Origin of the sequence: Bacteroides acidifaciens (assembly GCF_903181435.1) — a bacterium.
GTDB lineage: Bacteria > Bacteroidota > Bacteroidia > Bacteroidales > Bacteroidaceae > Bacteroides.
The window spans coordinates 2702513-2719389 of the sequence record NZ_CAEUHO010000001.1 but is presented as its reverse complement, the minus strand read 5'-3'; the positions used below and the strand labels follow the sequence as shown (position 1 = coordinate 2719389).

The window sequence follows — 16877 nt, the reverse complement described above, 5'->3', positions numbered from 1 at the left end:
TGTTCTAGTATTTTCGTTTGTTATGTCTTTCAGGATTATACTTCTCAAATCCTGCCGCAGTTATCCGTTTCTTCATACGCTTTTCCGCCTTGAATACAACATTCTTCACTTCTATGGATTCCGCCCGGTGGCTTTCACCGGGCTCTTTGTCTTCACAGAAACTGCCGTTCAAGGAGAAGCTGCCGAAATCGTCCAGATTGAGAATATTGCCGTTTTTCAGAATGGCTTCTATACCTTCCAATACCATGCTGAGGTTTTTGTATACATCGCCTTTGGAAATGTTGTTCTTGAAAGCCAGATATTCTACAAAGGCTTTGGTATCCAGCGTATCCCATGATAATAGCTGCACCCGTACATTTGTTTCTTTGTCACCACTGAAAGTATCCGCAAAGCGGGTTGTCTTGTAAAGTATGCTCATAATAATTCCTTTTAGATTATCACTATTTGTTTGCAGTTGGGCATTCACCGGAATAGACAAGTGTAACTAGGTTGTTGCACAAGTGTATCCGTCTAGTTGCTCAAGTGCAACAGATTAATTCAAGCGGATGAAATTGCTAAAAGATAAGGGGGAATTATTAATTGATGCGGTAGAAATGATTAATTCTTCCTTATGAATTGGTAAAAACATCTTGTCGTTTATAATATTGCAAAGGTAGAAAAAAAGAATGAATACGGCAAAAGTATATGAACAATTTCGTATCTTTGTCCATATAGATAGAAAATGTAGGTATTATGGCAAGAATAACTATCCCATACGCAGTGGCTGATTTCGTAGATCTTCGCGAACGTGGCTTTTATTATGTTGATAAGACAGAGTATATTTATCGTTTGGAGGATTATAATGCTCCTGTATTTCTGCGTCCGCGTCGATTCGGAAAGAGCTTGCTGGTTTCTACGTTAGCTTGCTATTATGACCGTACCAAAGCTCATCGTTTCGAAGAATTATTCGGTGGAACCTGGATTGGCAATCACCCTACTCCGGAACATAACCGATATATGATTATCCGGTATGATTTTTCCGCTATGGTGATGGCGGAAAATATTCAGGCACTGGCACAGAATTTCAATGATTTGAATTGTGGTCCTGTAGAAGTAATGGTGGAACATAACCGCGATTTGTTTGGAGATTTTCAATTCGCCAACAAAGGAGATGCGTCTAAAATGCTCGAAGAGGTTTTTACCTATATTCGTTCTCATGAATTACCTAAAGCCTATATCTTGATTGATGAATATGATAATTTCACCAATCAATTGCTTACTGCTTATAATGATCCTCTTTATGAAGAGGTGACTACTAACGATAGTTTTCTGCGTACTTTCTTTAAAGTAATCAAAAAAGGCATCGGTGAAGGAAGCGTACGTACCTGTTTTTGTACAGGGGTGTTGCCTGTCACAATGGACGATCTTACTAGTGGGTATAATATTGCGGAGATACTGACATTGGAGCCGAATTTCTTGAATATGCTTGGGTTTACGTATAAAGAGACAGAAACTTATTTGCGTTATGTGCTTGACAAATATGCTACAGGACAAGAGTGTTTTGATGAAATTTGGCAACTCATTGTAAGTAACTATGATGGTTATCGTTTTCGTCCCAATGGAGAACGTCTCTTTAATGCCACAATTCTTACCTATTTTTTCAAGAAGTTTGCTGCTAATGCTGGTAGTATCCCTGAAGAACTGGTAGATGAAAATCTGCGTACGGACGTCAATTGGATACGTCGGCTTACCCTTTCATTGGATAATGCCAAAGTTATGCTGGATACATTGGTTATTGATAATGAATTGCCTTACAATGTGGCTGATCTTTCCAGTAAATTTAATAAAAGGAAATTCTTTGATAAGGAATTTTATCCCGTCAGCCTGTTCTATCTAGGCATGACGACGCTGAAAGATAATTATGTGACAACATTGCCCAATATGACTATGCGCAGTGTTTACATGGACTATTACAATCAATTGAACCGGATTGAAGGAAATGCGCAACGTTATGTTCCTGTATATCGGAAATACGATGCTGAGCGCCGTCTGGAACCATTGGTACAGAACTATTTCGAACAATATCTGGGACAGTTTCCTGCACAAGTCTTTGATAAAATAAATGAAAACTTTATCCGATGTTCTTTTTATGAACTTGTGTCCCGTTATTTGAGCAGCAGCTACACTTTTGCCATTGAACAGAACAATTCCGCCGGTCGTTCGGACTTTGAGATGACAGGTATTCCCGGTACAGACTATTATACAGATGACCGGGTTGTAGAGTTTAAGTATTATCGTGGTAAAGAAGCGGAGAAGATGCTGACGTATGCTGAACCACTTCCCGAACACGTGGAACAAGTCAAGGGATACGCGGAAGATACAAAAAGAAAATTCCCTAATTATAATGTCCGCTCTTATGTGGTATATATATGCAGTAACAAAGGGTGGAAGTGTTGGGAAGTATAATAACAATAGTCCGTTAAAAATTCAACATATCGGCTAAGCGGCTTCTTCCACGATTTCCTCATATTGGTCAAGTGCTGTCTTGTTCATAGCTTTAATGTGTGGTAGAATACCATTAAAGATAATGAAAACCGGCGACTAGACCTATTTTATTTTGCTAAACTTTATCAATTAACTTGTTTGTTCTCAATGGATTAGTTGCAAAATTAACGAAGTGTTAATTCATCTATTGCAATTAATCTTTATCGCTGTAATCATTATGGCGGTAAGGGCTCAAAAAATATGTGTTTCAATTTGAAGGAACGAGATAAAATGAATCATATTGTGTTGAAAAACAAAGAACCTGTTTAAATTTTCTTCAATAACTCTTTTTAGTATCCCAATCTCCTTGCTTTTCGATATTCTTTTTTATATTTGCCTATGTTAATGAAGGAGATACGACGATTGAGAGATAAAATACTGATAGGATGCATACTATGTATGTTCTCTTTTACTTTAAAGGGGGCAGCCAGTAACTATATAATGAATCCTTATACGCGTCAAAGTATTTCCGCCGATTCCATCATTGAGCGTGTCATGACTTTCGCGCCTTTATATGAAACGATAGTCAGTGACTATCGTGCCAATCTATATATAAAAGGTAAGATGGATATTCGGAAAAAGAATTTTATCCTTCGCTATGTACCTTCCATGTTCCGTTTGCAAAAGGGGGTGCGCGAGTATCTGCTCGAAACATACAGTGACCTTCATTATACCGCTCCCAATATATACGACCAGAAAGTAAAAGCCTCGCAAGGAACTGTAAGGGGAAACAGAGGACTTCCGGGATTGCTCGAATATTTTAATGTAAATATCTACTCTTCTTCTCTGTTGAATGACGAGCGGTTGCTGTCACCACTAGCCAAGAACGGGCAAAAATACTATAAATACCGGATAGACAGTGTGATGGGGGACCCGAATAATCTGGATTACCGGGTACGTTTTATTCCCCGGACAAAGAGCGACCAGTTGGTAGGCGGTTACATGATTGTCAGCAGTAATGTATGGAGTGTTCGCGAAATACGTTTTTCGGGACGGTCGGAACTTATAACATTCACCTGCTGGATTAAGATGGGAGACGTAGGCAAGAAAAATGAATTTTTGCCTGTGCGTTATGATGTGGAAGCCCTTTTTAAATTCCTCGGAAATAAGGTTGATGGCAACTACACTGCTTCTTTGGATTATAAATCCATTGAACTGAAAGAAAAGAAAGTGCGTAAGAAAGAGAAGACAAATTATAACCTGTCGGAATCATTCTCTTTGCAATGCGACACGAATGCCTATAAGACGGATGCTTCGACCTTTGCCATTATGCGACCTATTCCTTTGAATGAAAGTGAGAAGAAATTGTACCATGATTATCGGCTGAGGCGTGATACGGCTACTATACGGAAGCCATCCAAGAGTCAGACTTTTTGGGGAACAATGGGCGACCTGATGGTGGAAGATTATAAGTTCAACCTCTCCAATATCGGAAGTGTCCGTTTCTCTCCGTTTATTAATCCGCTCCTGTTCAGTTATAGCGGAAGCAACGGTTTGTCTTATCGGCAGGATTTTCGCTACAACCGTATTTTCAGGGGCGATAAGCTGCTCCGTATTGTTCCTAAACTCGGATATAATTTCACCCGCAAGGAGTTTTATTGGTCATTGAATGCTGACCTTGAGTACTGGCCGCAAAAACGGGGATTCTTCCGCTTGAATGTGGGTAATGGTAACCGCATTTATAGCAGTAAGGTGCTGGACGAACTGAAAGCCATGCCGGACAGTATCTTCAATTTCGATTTAATTCATCTTGATTATTTCAAAGACTTGTATTTTAATTTCCGCCATACGCTTGAAGTAGTCAACGGTTTGGATATAAGCTTGGGATTCTCCGCTCATAAGAGGACAGCCGTAGAGCCTTCGCGCTTTGTGATAACCGGTGATTATCCGATGCCGCCCCCGGAATTTATGGATAAATTCAAGAATACCTATATCAGTTTTGCTCCCCGTATCCGGGTGGAATGGACGCCGGGACTCTACTATTATATGAATGGAAAACGAAAAATAAATCTCCGTTCCTTATATCCTACGTTCTCAGTCGATTACGAACGGGGTATTAAAGGGGTATTCAAAAGTACGGGTGAATACGAAAGAATAGAGTTCGACCTTCAACATCAAATCCGGTTGGGACTGATGCGTAATATCTATTATCGTTTTGGATTTGGCGCGTTTACCAATCAGGATGAATTGTATTTCGTGGATTTCGCTAATTTCTCCCGTCGTAATCTCCCTGTGGGGTGGAACGATGAAATCGGCGGAGTGTTTCAAGTGCTCGACGGACGTTGGTACAACTCGTCCCGCCGTTATGTACGCGGACATTTCACTTATGAGGCGCCATTCCTGATATTAAAGCATCTGATGAAATATACACGTTATGTACAGAATGAACGTATTTACGTAAGCGCCCTCTGCATGCCCCATCTTCAACCTTACATGGAAGTAGGGTATGGCATCGGTACACATATTTTTGATGTAGGGGTTTTTATGAGCAGTGAGAACTGGAAGTTCGGCGGAATAGGCTGTAAATTTACATTCGAGTTATTCAACCGATAGTTTTTGACGTTCTTGTTGCGTAAATCGAAAAAAAATTCTACCTTTGTCTAGGAGAGGATGAGGGCAAAATTTAGCACAAAAGAGGTGTAGTCGCTTCATAAGCACAGGTATTTTCCTAGAAAATAAATTCTTAGGTATAAATACCTAAATTTATTTTAGTAAATAACTCATCCTCTTCTCTCTTTTTTATATACATAATACAAAATGGACGGTATTTTAATAACGATACTTATAATCACTGGTTTCCTGATTTATAAAATGATTTCTTCGAGCAGGAAGCAAGAGGGATATAAAAGGTGGAAAGCAACAGCAGGTAGCAGTAAGGAAGAAAATGTTCCCAAGTTTGATGAAGAAGCAGTCGCCTGGTGCGCCAGCCTATTGGGCGTAGAAGTAAACAAGCTGAAAGAAATACTTGAAAATATCCCTGCCCATTACCATGAGTTTTGGGTGAGAAAAAGAAAGGGCGGGTATCGGATGATTTCCGCTCCGCGTAAAGAACTACAATCTATCCAAACGACTATTAATTCCCGAATCTTATCATCGGTGACTACCGTTCATCCGGCAGCAGTCGGTTTCCGGTGTGGACATTCGGTAGTTGATAATGCCAGTCCTCATTTGGGAAAGCGGTATGTGTTGAAAATGGATATTCATGATTTTTTCTTTTCTATACGAAGTCCGAGGGTGAAGGCGACATTTGAGAAGATGGGCTATCCGGCAAATGTGGCGAAAGTCTTTAGAACCTTGTGTTGCCTGCGTAATTGTTTACCTCAGGGAGCTCCTACAAGTCCGTCATTGAGCAATATTGTCGGCTATGAGATGGATAAGAAATTATCTGCGTTGGCAGCAGAGTATGGGTTGACATATACCCGCTATGCCGATGACCTGACTTTCTCCGGTGATGTGCTTCCAAAAGAACAGATAATCCCCCGGATTAAACAAATAATCCGTGACGAGAAATTTGAGCCGAATCATAAAAAGACTCGTTTCTTGCATGGGTATGACAGGAAGATTATCACGGGAGTATCTGTCAGCTCCGGTGTGAAACTGACGATACCCAAAACAAGAAAGCGGGAGATTCGGAAGAATGTTTATTTCATTCTGACAAAGGGATTGGCGGAACATCAACGTAGAATCGGTTCCTGCGACCCTGCCTATTTGAAACGGCTTATCGGGGAACTTTGTTATTGGCGCTCGATAGAACCGGATAATGTTTATGTATCCGATTCTATTACTGCCTTGAAACGTTTGGAGAAACGGTATTAATCAGTCTTAAACGGTATTAACTGGCAATCGTTACCCGTTCATTTTCCATTTTTGCATAATCTCTTTTCACAGCTTCGCGGATTCCTCTCTGCATGGCAGCGTCTATGGTCGAACCCATGCGGGGAAAACCGAATGTCTGCGCACATGCTTTTACCAAATCTGCTGCAGGCAGGCTGATGGAGTCGGTTAGTATCTGCCGGATAGCATTGGCTATTTCTTCAGGGGGAATATCTGTTACATCTCGGTCGGAAACCGGGCGGTAAGCCGAATATGAATAGCATTGCTCTTTATCTTTCCAGCAATAAACATATCCGTCATGTTCCGTGCGGCAAATATTCTGTGTATCGAGAATAGCATCTATGTGAGCTTCTATCCGTGGACCCAAACGGCTGATTCCCCATTCGGACAGAATTTTCTTGCAGAGTAATGATTTGCTGACAGGAGCTTCGTTCTCTATAATTTTCCGTATTTGGGAAGTAAGGATGGGGGAACTTTCCGTGAGGAAGAAATCTTCAGGCAGATATTTGTCCGGAGTCACTTCGGCGGATTTATACTTCTGTTGCCTGCTTGGGGCAACGGGAACAGCAGTCGGTTGCTTTTCAGCAGTAACTGGAGATGCTTTGAGAAGAAATGAAAGCTCATTTGTATTCCCTTCGGGGGTTGAAACAGACTCCTTGTCTTGTTTTTCTTCTGTTATGACCGCCGGAATAGTATTTGTCTTAACATTATAGGTTTCATTACTTGCTTTTGAGTCTTTCTTTTGAGAGATTGCTTCCTGTATGGACGCAATTACTTCATCCGGCTTTTTCCACCAGTCCATTGTCCATATGCGGCAGATGTTCCAGCCGAGTGCTTTCAGGACATTATTCTGAACAATTTCCCGGTCGCGTGCGGTTTTAGTACGCTTGTAATTCTTCCCGTCGCAGATAATGCCGAGTTGGTAATTAGACTTGTTTTGGGTATCTACTATGCCTATATCTATTTTATAACCTGAGCATCCGATGTCGGTATGCACGGTATATCCCAGTGAACGCAACTTGTCGGCAATGATGTTTTCGATAGAAGCAGACGTTTCCGATAGTGAATTGTCTGAACTGTTGATTACATTCCTTGTTCCTCTCTCTGCGTATTCGAGGAAACGTTTTAGTCCGGCTACTCCAATGGAAGAAGTCCGGTTCAAGTCTATCATATCCGATCGTAGAGTAGAGTAAATAATCATCTCGTACCGGGCACGGGAGACTGCTACGTTGAGTCTTCTTTCTCCGCCCGCACGGTTCAGCGGGCCGAAGTTCATGCTGACACGTCCTGCGGCATCCGGGCCGTAACCTACCGAAAAGAGAATCACGTCCCGTTCGTCTCCCTGCACATTCTCCAAGTTCTTGATAAATAGCGGCTCTTCACATTCCAAAGCGAGAGTTTCCAGTTCGGGATGGAAGATAAAAAGGTCGGACAGCAAATCTTCTATTAAAGCTTGCTGGACAATGCTGAAAGTGACTACGCCGATGCTCTTCTTCCTTAATTCATCATTTCTCAGTCTTCTTGCTATTTCATCGACTACCGCTTGTGCTTCCGCCCGGTTCTGGCGCGATTTTCCTTTGTCATAATAGCCGTTGATATTCACCATTCTGACCTTGGATTCGATATTGTCTGGAGAAGGGAAAGTCATCAATTTATTGTCGTAATATTCGGAATTGCTGAAAGCGATAAGGCTCTCGTGTTTGCTTCGATAGTGCCATAGCAAGTACTTGGAAGGAATGGACAAGGCGAGGCAATCATCAAGGATACTCTCCAAATCTTCCATTTCGATATTCTCTTCGTCAGTGGTATTGACCGAGAAGAAGTTTGTCGGGGGCATCTGTTTTGGGTCGCCTACAATAACCACATTCTTGCCTCGGGCAATGGCGCCTACGGCTTCATAAGTCGGCATCTGCGATGCTTCGTCAAAGACTACCAGGTCAAACTTGTCCGCATCCGTATCAATGAATTGGGCAACGGAAAGAGGACTCATCAGCATGCACGGGCACATACGCGACAACAACGTCGGAATTTGGTCGAACAGCTTACGGATGGATATACCGCGTGCATTGTTGCGGATGTTCTTCTGGAGTATGCCAACTTCGGAGCTTTGAATAGCCTCATGGGTGAAGGATGGAATATTGGAAGCTAACCTGGCAAACAATTCCTTTTTAGTGGTTTCCTCAAATTGAGTGGATATTAGCTTGTACTTCGCTATAATATCATTGAATATTTTGCCATTGAATAACTCCAAAGTCGGTTCTTTGGAAATGATATACTGAATGGCAGCCTGATAAAAACTCTTGTAGAAACTGCTGGCAAGTTGAGCGGTCGGGATATTCTTCTCTTTATATTCCGCAGCTATAAATCCGATAGTAAGCCTGTCGAGCGTCCGGTAAGCTTGTAGCCATTGATACCAGTCCTTGAGCTTATCCAAATTCTCTTTCCATGTTTGAGCTTTTGATATGCCTGTGTTTATCCAATCAATAGAATTTATATAAAGCTCTACTGTTGAAATGCCTAGAGTGCCGGAAAGTTTGTGCTCTATATTCATAAGCTCATTCGAATACCGATAGATTTCATTGAGAGAATGACCATGAATATCTCTGAATGTTTGTATCCCTTCAGCTAGTTGTACAGACAGGTTGCGTTTGATTTGTGAGACTTTGGCGATATCTTTCGAATAACTCAACAAATGCGAATGAAGAGAAACCATGTCATTGATAATCTGTTCAATTGTATTCCAATCTTCATTCTTGCCGAATCGTCCGAATAGGGCAGGCAGTTGGCTTGCGTATTTCTGGACGGCTTCTGCTTCTTCCTGATATTGGACAATCTGGTGGAGCAACGGTTTGATGGTATCCGGCTCGATGGCTTTCAGCGCATATACATGGAGTGCCTTCTTTATTTTTCTTTGTCCGAAATATCTGGGAATAAACCACAGGGCAGATACCCGGTTCCACTCGGCTAACATTATTTTGGCGTTTGCTTGCAGGATTTCTTTAGTGAATCCGGTTTCAATCGTCTTTCTTAGTTCGTCACGTTTACGCCCATGGTTCACTACTTCGCGATATTCATCAAGAGTCTCGTTCAGTGATGGAAGAGTCAATAATCCGGGAGTAAGTTCGGGAATATCAAGTATGTTTCGGATAATGTTCGCAATCGTTTGAAAGTCAGTGCGTGTGGGATGCATTTCCGTATCCGTCAGAAGAATGGAGAATGCGGTTAGTTGCTGTTGGATAGCTTTTAGCAAGTTGATAAAGTAAGTGAGTGTCAGGAAAGCTTCGTCTTTTCCGGCAGAAGAATATTCTGAAATAGAGATACCCTTCAACGGATGCCGGTTAGGGTGTCCGCACGCATTGGCTGTTCGTACCAAAACTTCAATGGCTTCTTCCCATTGGGTAAATGTTTCTTTATCCAATGTATCCAAATAGAATAGGGGAATATCGAAACAAGGCTTGGCATCTGATGATTGAAAACGGATAATGGCATCATATAATGAAATGCCGAACGGATACTCTTTATGTAAGGCTTCGATGTATTTATTCAACTCTGCCCGTAAACCAAGTAAGCGTTCCGCTTCTTTCTTGAATTCTTCGGGTGGCGTCTGCCTGATAATTTCAGTCGTCTTTTTCAATTGTGAGATAACCGCAGATTTCTTCGTTTTGTTGGAGTGGATTTCCAGACAGAACGGAGCAAGACCGATGGCAGCCAATCTGTTTTGAACAACGGAGAGGGCAGCCATCTTTTCTGCGACGAACAGCACTCGCTTTCCTTTATAAAGCGCGTTGGCGATAATATTGGTGATTGTTTGTGATTTTCCTGTTCCCGGTGGGCCGTGCAGGATAAAAGTTTGGTCGTGCACCGCTTCGTATATGGCTTCCAATTGGGAAGAATCGGCGATGATAGGCAATACGATATCGGCAGGAGACAGTTGCTTGTCCATGTAGCTTGCGTCTACCTCTTCCGTAGCAGCTTCCCATTCTATCTTTCCGTTGATGAGGCTGGATACAATCTTGTTCTGAACCAGTTTGTGGGCGTTGTTGTGAATATCATTCCACATGATGAACTTATTGAAAGAGAATATGCCCAAAATGGCTTGTTCTTCAACATCCCATTTGCGTTGGTTCTTGATGCAGTTCCGGATGATGGAGTAGATTAGCTTTACGTTCACACCGCTTCCGTCGGTAGGCAACGGGTCTAATCCGGGCACGCTGATGCTGAAGTTTTGGCGGAGCATCTCCAATAATGTAATATTCATCATAGTTTCCTCTTCGCGGGAACGGATGACATATCCTCTAGCTGCCGATTTGCGGATGATTTCGACCGGCAGCAGCAGTATCGGCGCATAACGCGGGCGTTCGCTGGAAGGAGTCTCATACCATTTCAGCAATCCCAACGCAAGATAAAGCGTATTAGCTCCGTTCTCTTCAATAGATGTCCGCGAAGAACGGTAGAGATGCGTCAATGCCTTGCCTAAATCATTCTCGGATAAGTAAAAACGTAATCTTTTCTGCGAAAGCTCCGAATTGACAAAATCGACAATCGGATTGGACTCGGAAACAGAGGAATAGATGCCGAACTCCATAGCCGGACTTTCCCAGTCGGCAGGGCGGTGCAGGATACGGAACTCTTCCCCGTCTGCCAAAGCATCTTCCAGACTGGCAAGATTTGCCGGGATAAGTTGGAGCGTATTTTTAGTAATACGGATATTCAGCAGGTTATTGCGCAGGCTTAAATCGAGGAGCCGCCTTTCCCATATTAACTGTTTGGTTATGGCTGTCTGGATATCGCTGCCTGATAAATCATAAGGATTGATACTTTGCGGGGTAATATGAACCGTATTCTTCTGAATAGTCAGTGAGTTTTCGTCTATTTCCCAAGTCTGTCCGTGCAATATGCGTTGGGGGATAGGGCGGATTCCCGAATGTCTCGTTCTTTTTACATCTACCGCAAGTATGAAATGAGTACCCTCTTTCAGTTTGCCGTCCGCTTTCTTCACGGCATCGTCGAAGTCGGACTGATGCCCCATGTTCATACAGGTCGTTTCTACTAAAGTGATATCGTAGATTCCTTCCGCCGTCCTTTTGGTTAATAAAGAAACATCATCTATCGTAGGGTCGGGAAAAGTCTCCGGCACTAGCCAGGCTCCTGCGAAAGCATGCCCTTGGGTAATGATGACAAGCGCGTTCAGCCCGATAGCTTCCAGGCACGAAGCATAGAGCAAGGACATATCCAGGCAAGTTCCCAACTTCTGGGCCATCACGGAATCTGCCAGCCGGACATGCTGCCCGTACTCCTCAAAACTTGCGGGAACGGTGCTGTATATAATCTGCTGTTCTGAGATGGCGGTATAAATAGCCGCCATTTGTTTTCTTACCCTGTCCGGGTTGCGGCTCTGATATTCGTCAAGAGACGGGCTGTCCGTCCACTGTCCTAAGATGGCAGCCGCCCTTTTTATAATAGGTAAGATAGCCGTGTGGTTGGGAGTAATAAAGGCGGCCAGCATTTCGGGGAGCACATTGAGTCCGCTCCATTGGTCATAAGCCAAAATGTCGATAGGATAAGTCCGGGTAAATATCAGCGTTTCCTCGGAAGTGATTTCTAATTTCAGGTTGCCGGATAAACGTTCGGTCAGTTGCGTGAAATAGTTGGCCGATAACGTGAGATTGAGCGATTGCAGAGATACCGTACTGTTAGCCGGAATCTGTTCGATAGCTGTTGGGACAGTATTGCCGAAAGCCGGTTCCGCTGTGATTTGTACTTGTATGTCTTTTAGCGGGGCAGAGGTTATGTTCTCAATGGAAAGTTGATGAATGACCGGTACACTGTTTTGTTGTATCGCAAAATTAATGAGCGGCAAATAGCCGAATTGTACCTTGACTTTGTCCAATCTCTCGTCCATGGCAAAAACTGTATAAATTAAAGCTTGCAATATTACAAAAAATACGGATATGACCATCTTTTATTCAGCCATTCTTTTGTCAATCAAGAAAATATTCCTACCTTTGCGCCCGATTTATAGAAAATATAATGTCTTATTTAATTAAAGTATTAAACAATTTATTTATTAATGGAAAACTTAAAGAACGTAGCTCCTATTGAAGATTTCAACTGGGATGCTTATGAAAATGGCGAAGCGGTAACAAGCGTAAGCCACGAAGAATTAGAAAAAGCTTACGACGGTACGCTTAACAAAGTTAACGACCGTGAGGTTGTTGACGGAACCGTAATCGCAATGAACAAGCGTGAAGTAGTTGTGAACATCGGTTACAAATCAGACGGTATCATCCCTTTGAATGAATTCCGTTACAATCCTGACCTGAAAGTAGGTGATACAGTAGAAGTGTATATCGAAAACCAGGAAGACAAAAAAGGACAGCTCGTTCTGTCACACAGAAAAGCCCGCGCTACTCGTTCTTGGGATCGCGTGAACGCTGCTCTGGAAAATGAAGAAATTATCAAGGGTTACATCAAGTGCCGCACTAAGGGTGGTATGATCGTTGACGTATTCGGAATCGAAGCATTCTTGCCGGGTTCTCAGATCGACGTTAAACCGATCCGCGACTATGATGTATTCGTTGGCAAAACTATGGAATTCAAAGTTGTTAAAATCAACCAGGAATTCAAAAACGTTGTTGTATCTCACAAAGCTCTTATCGAAGCTGAACTGGAACAACAGAAGAAAGAAATCATCGGTAAACTCGAAAAAGGACAAGTTCTTGAAGGAACTGTTAAAAATATCACATCTTACGGTGTATTCATCGACCTTGGCGGCGTAGACGGTTTGATTCACATCACTGACCTTTCTTGGGGACGCGTTAGCGATCCGAAAGAAGTTGTTGAACTGGATCAGAAACTTAACGTTGTTATCCTTGACTTCGATGACGAAAAGAAACGTATCGCTCTGGGTCTGAAACAACTGACTCCGCACCCATGGGATGCTCTTGACACTGACTTGAAGGTTGGTGACAAGGTGAACGGTAAAGTTGTCGTTATGGCTGACTACGGTGCATTCATCGAAATCGCTGCCGGCGTAGAAGGTTTGATCCACGTTTCAGAAATGTCTTGGAGCCAACACCTGCGTTCTGCTCAAGACTTCATGAAGGTAGGCGACGAAGTAGAAGCTGTTGTTCTTACACTCGACCGCGAAGAACGTAAGATGTCTTTGGGTATCAAACAACTGAAACAAGATCCATGGGAAACTATCGAAGAGAAGTATCCTGTAGGTTCTAAACATACTGCAAAAGTACGTAACTTCACTAACTTCGGTGTATTCGTAGAAATCGAAGAAGGTGTAGACGGCTTGATCCACATCTCTGACCTTTCTTGGACTAAGAAAGTGAAACATCCGTCAGAATTTACTCAGATTGGTGCTGACATCGAAGTTCAGGTATTGGAAATCGACAAAGAAAACCGTCGCTTGAGCCTTGGTCACAAACAACTCGAAGAAAATCCTTGGGATGTATTCGAAACTTTATTTACAGTAGGTTCTGTACACGAAGGTACTATCATCGAAATGTTGGATAAGGGTGCTGTTGTAGCTCTTCCTTACGGTGTAGAAGGTTTCGCAACTCCGAAACACCTTGTAAAAGAAGATGGTGCACAAGCTCAGTTGGATGAAAAACTTGAATTCAAAGTAATCGAGTTCAACAAAGACGCTAAGAGAATCATCCTGTCTCACAGCCGTATCTTCGAAGATGTTGCTAAAGCAGAAGAAAGAGCAGAAAAGAAAGCTGCTTCCGGTGCTAAGAAATCATCAGGCAATGGCAAGAGAGAAGATTCTCCGATGATTCAAAACCAGGCTGCTTCAACTACGCTGGGCGATATCGACGCTCTGGCTGCATTGAAAGAACAGTTGGAAGGAAAGAAATAATCTGAACAGAATATTTTCTAATGAAGGCGCTCCCAAACGGGGGCGCCTTTTTCTATTCACCATACCCTTCTTATCCTTTGTGTCCTCCGTGTCCTCTGTGGTGAATAGAAAAAAAAGTTTCATCCTTTGCAAGATTGAATCTGAAATACTATATCTTTGCACATCATGGAAAAATTTGAGTTACATATATTAGGGTGCGGCTCTGCTTTGCCTACCACACGACATTTTGCGACTTCCCAAGTGGTCAACCTGCGCGAAAAACTATTTATGATTGATTGTGGGGAAGGTGCACAAATGCAATTACGTCGTTCCCGGCTGAAATTTTCCCGATTGAACCATATCTTTATCTCCCATTTGCATGGCGACCATTGTTTTGGCTTGTTGGGACTGATTTCAACATTCGGTCTGTTGGGCAGGACAGCCGATTTGCATATCCATTCCCCGAAAGGACTTGAAGAGTTGTTTGCTCCGATGCTTGCCTTCTTTTGCAAGACGCTGTCTTACAAGGTGTTCTTCCATGAATTTGAGACGAAGGAACCGACCCTTATTTATGATGACCGTTCGGTGACTGTAACTACGATTCCTTTGAAGCACCGTATTCCTTGTTGCGGCTTCCTTTTTGAAGAAAAACAACGCCCCAATCATATTATCAGAGATATGGTAGACTTTTATAAAGTCCCTGTCTATGAGTTGAACCGTATCAAAAACGGAGCGGACTTTGTTACTCCCGAAGGAGAGGTAATTCCTAACTCACGCTTGACCCGCCCTTCGGCTCCGGCACGGAAATATGCGTATTGTTCCGATACAATTTATCGCCCGGTGATTGCGGAACAAATCAAGAATGTAGACTTGCTTTTCCATGAAGCGACTTTTGCGCAGGGAGAGCAGATACGGGCTAAAGAAACTTATCATACAACAGCCGCGCAAGCCGCGCAACTTGCTTTGGATGCCAATGTGGGACAGTTGGTGATTGGACATTTTTCTGCCCGTTATGAGGATGAATCCATTTTGCTCAATGAGGCGTCCGCCATTTTCCCGCAAACAATTTTGGCGAAAGAGAACTTATGTATCGACGTTGATGGAGGAACAGAATATGAAAAGTAAACGACTGCTTTGGAGAGTGATAATCGTATGTGCTGTTTGTCTGGCTGCATGCAAAAAGGAGAAACCTCTGTCTCCGATACCGGATTCTTTAGCAAGTCTTCAGGAATTGCTTAACCCCGCTTATCAGATTAGTTCGGACAGTATCCATCTGATTATCCTTTCTTATCTGAATGAGAATAAGCAGGCGACTCCATGGGATTCGGCTTTGGTTGCTCACTATCAGAAGAATAATGATTTTTTTTGGCTGAATGATTCGCTGGTGTCGGATAAACCTGCCGTACAAGTGGCAGACTCTATGTTGTATTGGTTGGAGAATATCTCACAACATGGCATCAATCCGCGTCTTTACCCGACGGACAGCATTCGTAAAGAGTTGCAGCAGATACGTACGCTGCAATTGCGGGATGGAAAGACGATGAACCGTCTGTTGGCAGATGTCGAATATCAGTTGACGGCTGCTTATCTTTCCTATGTGTGCAAGTTGAAATTCGGTTTTTTGCCTTTAGGGGATAGATGGAACGATTCAATCAACCGGATACCTTTGAAAAACTATGATAAGGACTTTGCAATGGCTGCTCTGGATTCTCTGCGGATGAATGCAAATATGGCCTTTCATCAAGCACAACCTTCTTCTCGGCTTTATCTGAAAATGCAGGAAGAACTGGAACGTGTGAATGCTTGGGGGAAGACGGATACTACGGATTATTACCGCGACCGCCTATTGGTAAATATGGAACGTGCACGCTGGCAATATGCCTTGGAGAAAGGAAAGAAATATGTAGTAGCCAATGTAGCGGCATTTATGTTACAAGCTGTCAATGAAGAGACGGATTCAATCTTGGAAATGCGTATCTGTGTGGGAAGCGTGAAGAATAAGACGCCCTTGCTGTCGAGCAGAATCTATTATATGGAGCTGAATCCATATTGGAATGTTCCTCAAAGTATTATCCGTAAAGAGATTATCCCTACCTATCGCAGGGATACGACCTATTTTACGCGTAACCGCATGAAGGTATATGATAATAAGACCGGTTTGCAAGTAGACCCTCATAGTATCAAATGGGCTAAGTATGCAGGAAGAGGCGTGCCTTATACTGTAAAGCAGGATAATAAGACAGGAAACTCATTGGGACGTATTATCTTCCGTTTCCCCAATCCTCACTCTGTCTATCTGCATGACACTCCTTCCCGTTGGGCTTTCACACGTAAGAACCGGGCGGTAAGTCATGGCTGTGTACGTCTTCAGAAAGCACTCGATTTTTCATTCTTTCTATTGAACAAGCAGGACTCATTGCTTGAAGACCGTATCCGCATCGCTATGGACATCAAGCCGGTGAGTGAGGAAGGGAAGAAGCTGCCTGTCAGCGCGGCTTACCGTGAACTGAAACATTATAGTTTAGAGAAATATATACCTTTATTTATAGATTATCAGACTGTTTACCTGTCTGTCGATAATAAATTGAGTTATTGTGAGGACATTTATAAATATGATTCGTCTTTATTGAAGGCAATGGACGACCGGAATTTGAAACCATAAATAAAC

General features: G+C 42.7%; 8 protein-coding genes. 6 read left to right on the top strand and 2 right to left on the bottom strand.

The window, feature by feature from the left end:
* Positions 1–4: 4 nt before the first annotated feature.
* A complete protein-coding gene (locus tag CLIN57ABFB40_RS11480; RefSeq protein WP_175630169.1) occupies positions 5–418 on the bottom strand; it encodes an HU family DNA-binding protein in 414 nt (137 codons plus the stop codon).
* Between the two features lie 314 nt (positions 419–732).
* Between CLIN57ABFB40_RS11480 and CLIN57ABFB40_RS11475 the strand changes: the two genes are divergently transcribed.
* The 3 genes from CLIN57ABFB40_RS11475 to CLIN57ABFB40_RS11465 all read left to right on the top strand — a co-directional run bounded on the left by CLIN57ABFB40_RS11475 (position 733) and on the right by CLIN57ABFB40_RS11465 (position 6339).
* Complete coding sequence (locus CLIN57ABFB40_RS11475) at positions 733–2445, top strand: ATP-binding protein (RefSeq protein ID WP_175630168.1); 1713 nt, start codon at positions 733–735, stop codon at positions 2443–2445.
* Between the two features lie 423 nt (positions 2446–2868).
* Positions 2869–5076, top strand: a complete 2208-nt coding sequence (locus tag CLIN57ABFB40_RS11470) for a DUF5686 family protein (protein WP_410489595.1) — start codon at positions 2869–2871, stop codon at positions 5074–5076.
* 204 nt (positions 5077–5280) lie between these two features.
* Positions 5281–6339 carry a retron St85 family RNA-directed DNA polymerase gene (locus tag CLIN57ABFB40_RS11465; RefSeq protein WP_175630167.1) on the top strand — a complete coding sequence of 353 codons (1059 nt, stop codon included), beginning with the start codon at positions 5281–5283 and terminating at the stop codon, positions 6337–6339.
* Between the two features lie 16 nt (positions 6340–6355).
* On the opposite strand, the gene CLIN57ABFB40_RS11460 is transcribed toward CLIN57ABFB40_RS11465, so the two are convergent.
* Positions 6356–12259, bottom strand: a complete 5904-nt coding sequence (locus CLIN57ABFB40_RS11460; RefSeq protein ID WP_254871746.1) for a DUF3320 domain-containing protein — start codon at positions 12257–12259, stop codon at positions 6356–6358.
* Between the two features lie 168 nt (positions 12260–12427).
* Here CLIN57ABFB40_RS11460 and rpsA point away from each other — a divergent pair, with 168 nt between their 5' ends.
* From rpsA to CLIN57ABFB40_RS11445, 3 genes are all read left to right on the top strand, one after another.
* The gene (rpsA, locus tag CLIN57ABFB40_RS11455; protein ID WP_175630165.1) at positions 12428–14230 is read left to right on the top strand and encodes a 30S ribosomal protein S1; all 1803 of its coding nucleotides are present in this window, start codon (positions 12428–12430) and stop codon (positions 14228–14230) included.
* 165 nt (positions 14231–14395) lie between these two features.
* Positions 14396–15334, top strand: a complete 939-nt coding sequence (locus CLIN57ABFB40_RS11450) for a ribonuclease Z (protein WP_175630164.1) — start codon at positions 14396–14398, stop codon at positions 15332–15334.
* Positions 15324–16871 carry a L,D-transpeptidase family protein gene (locus tag CLIN57ABFB40_RS11445; protein WP_175630163.1) on the top strand — a complete coding sequence of 516 codons (1548 nt, stop codon included), beginning with the start codon at positions 15324–15326 and terminating at the stop codon, positions 16869–16871. Before CLIN57ABFB40_RS11450 ends, CLIN57ABFB40_RS11445 begins: the two co-directional genes overlap by 11 nt.
* Positions 16872–16877: the final 6 nt, after the last annotated feature.

What these genes read in the sequence shown, in the direction of transcription:
- rpsA (WP_175630165.1), top strand. Translation starts at nt 12,428, where the DNA reads ATGGAAAACTTAAAGAACGTAGCTCCTATTGAAGATTTCAACTGGGAT.
- CLIN57ABFB40_RS11460 (WP_254871746.1), bottom strand. Translation starts at nt 12,259, where the DNA reads ATGGACGAGAGATTGGACAAAGTCAAGGTACAATTCGGCTATTTGCCG.
- CLIN57ABFB40_RS11470 (WP_410489595.1), top strand. Translation starts at nt 2,869, where the DNA reads ATGAAGGAGATACGACGATTGAGAGATAAAATACTGATAGGATGCATA.
- CLIN57ABFB40_RS11450 (WP_175630164.1), top strand. Translation starts at nt 14,396, where the DNA reads ATGGAAAAATTTGAGTTACATATATTAGGGTGCGGCTCTGCTTTGCCT.
- CLIN57ABFB40_RS11465 (WP_175630167.1), top strand. Translation starts at nt 5,281, where the DNA reads ATGGACGGTATTTTAATAACGATACTTATAATCACTGGTTTCCTGATT.
- CLIN57ABFB40_RS11445 (WP_175630163.1), top strand. Translation starts at nt 15,324, where the DNA reads ATGAAAAGTAAACGACTGCTTTGGAGAGTGATAATCGTATGTGCTGTT.
- CLIN57ABFB40_RS11480 (WP_175630169.1), bottom strand. Translation starts at nt 418, where the DNA reads ATGAGCATACTTTACAAGACAACCCGCTTTGCGGATACTTTCAGTGGT.
- CLIN57ABFB40_RS11475 (WP_175630168.1), top strand. Translation starts at nt 733, where the DNA reads ATGGCAAGAATAACTATCCCATACGCAGTGGCTGATTTCGTAGATCTT.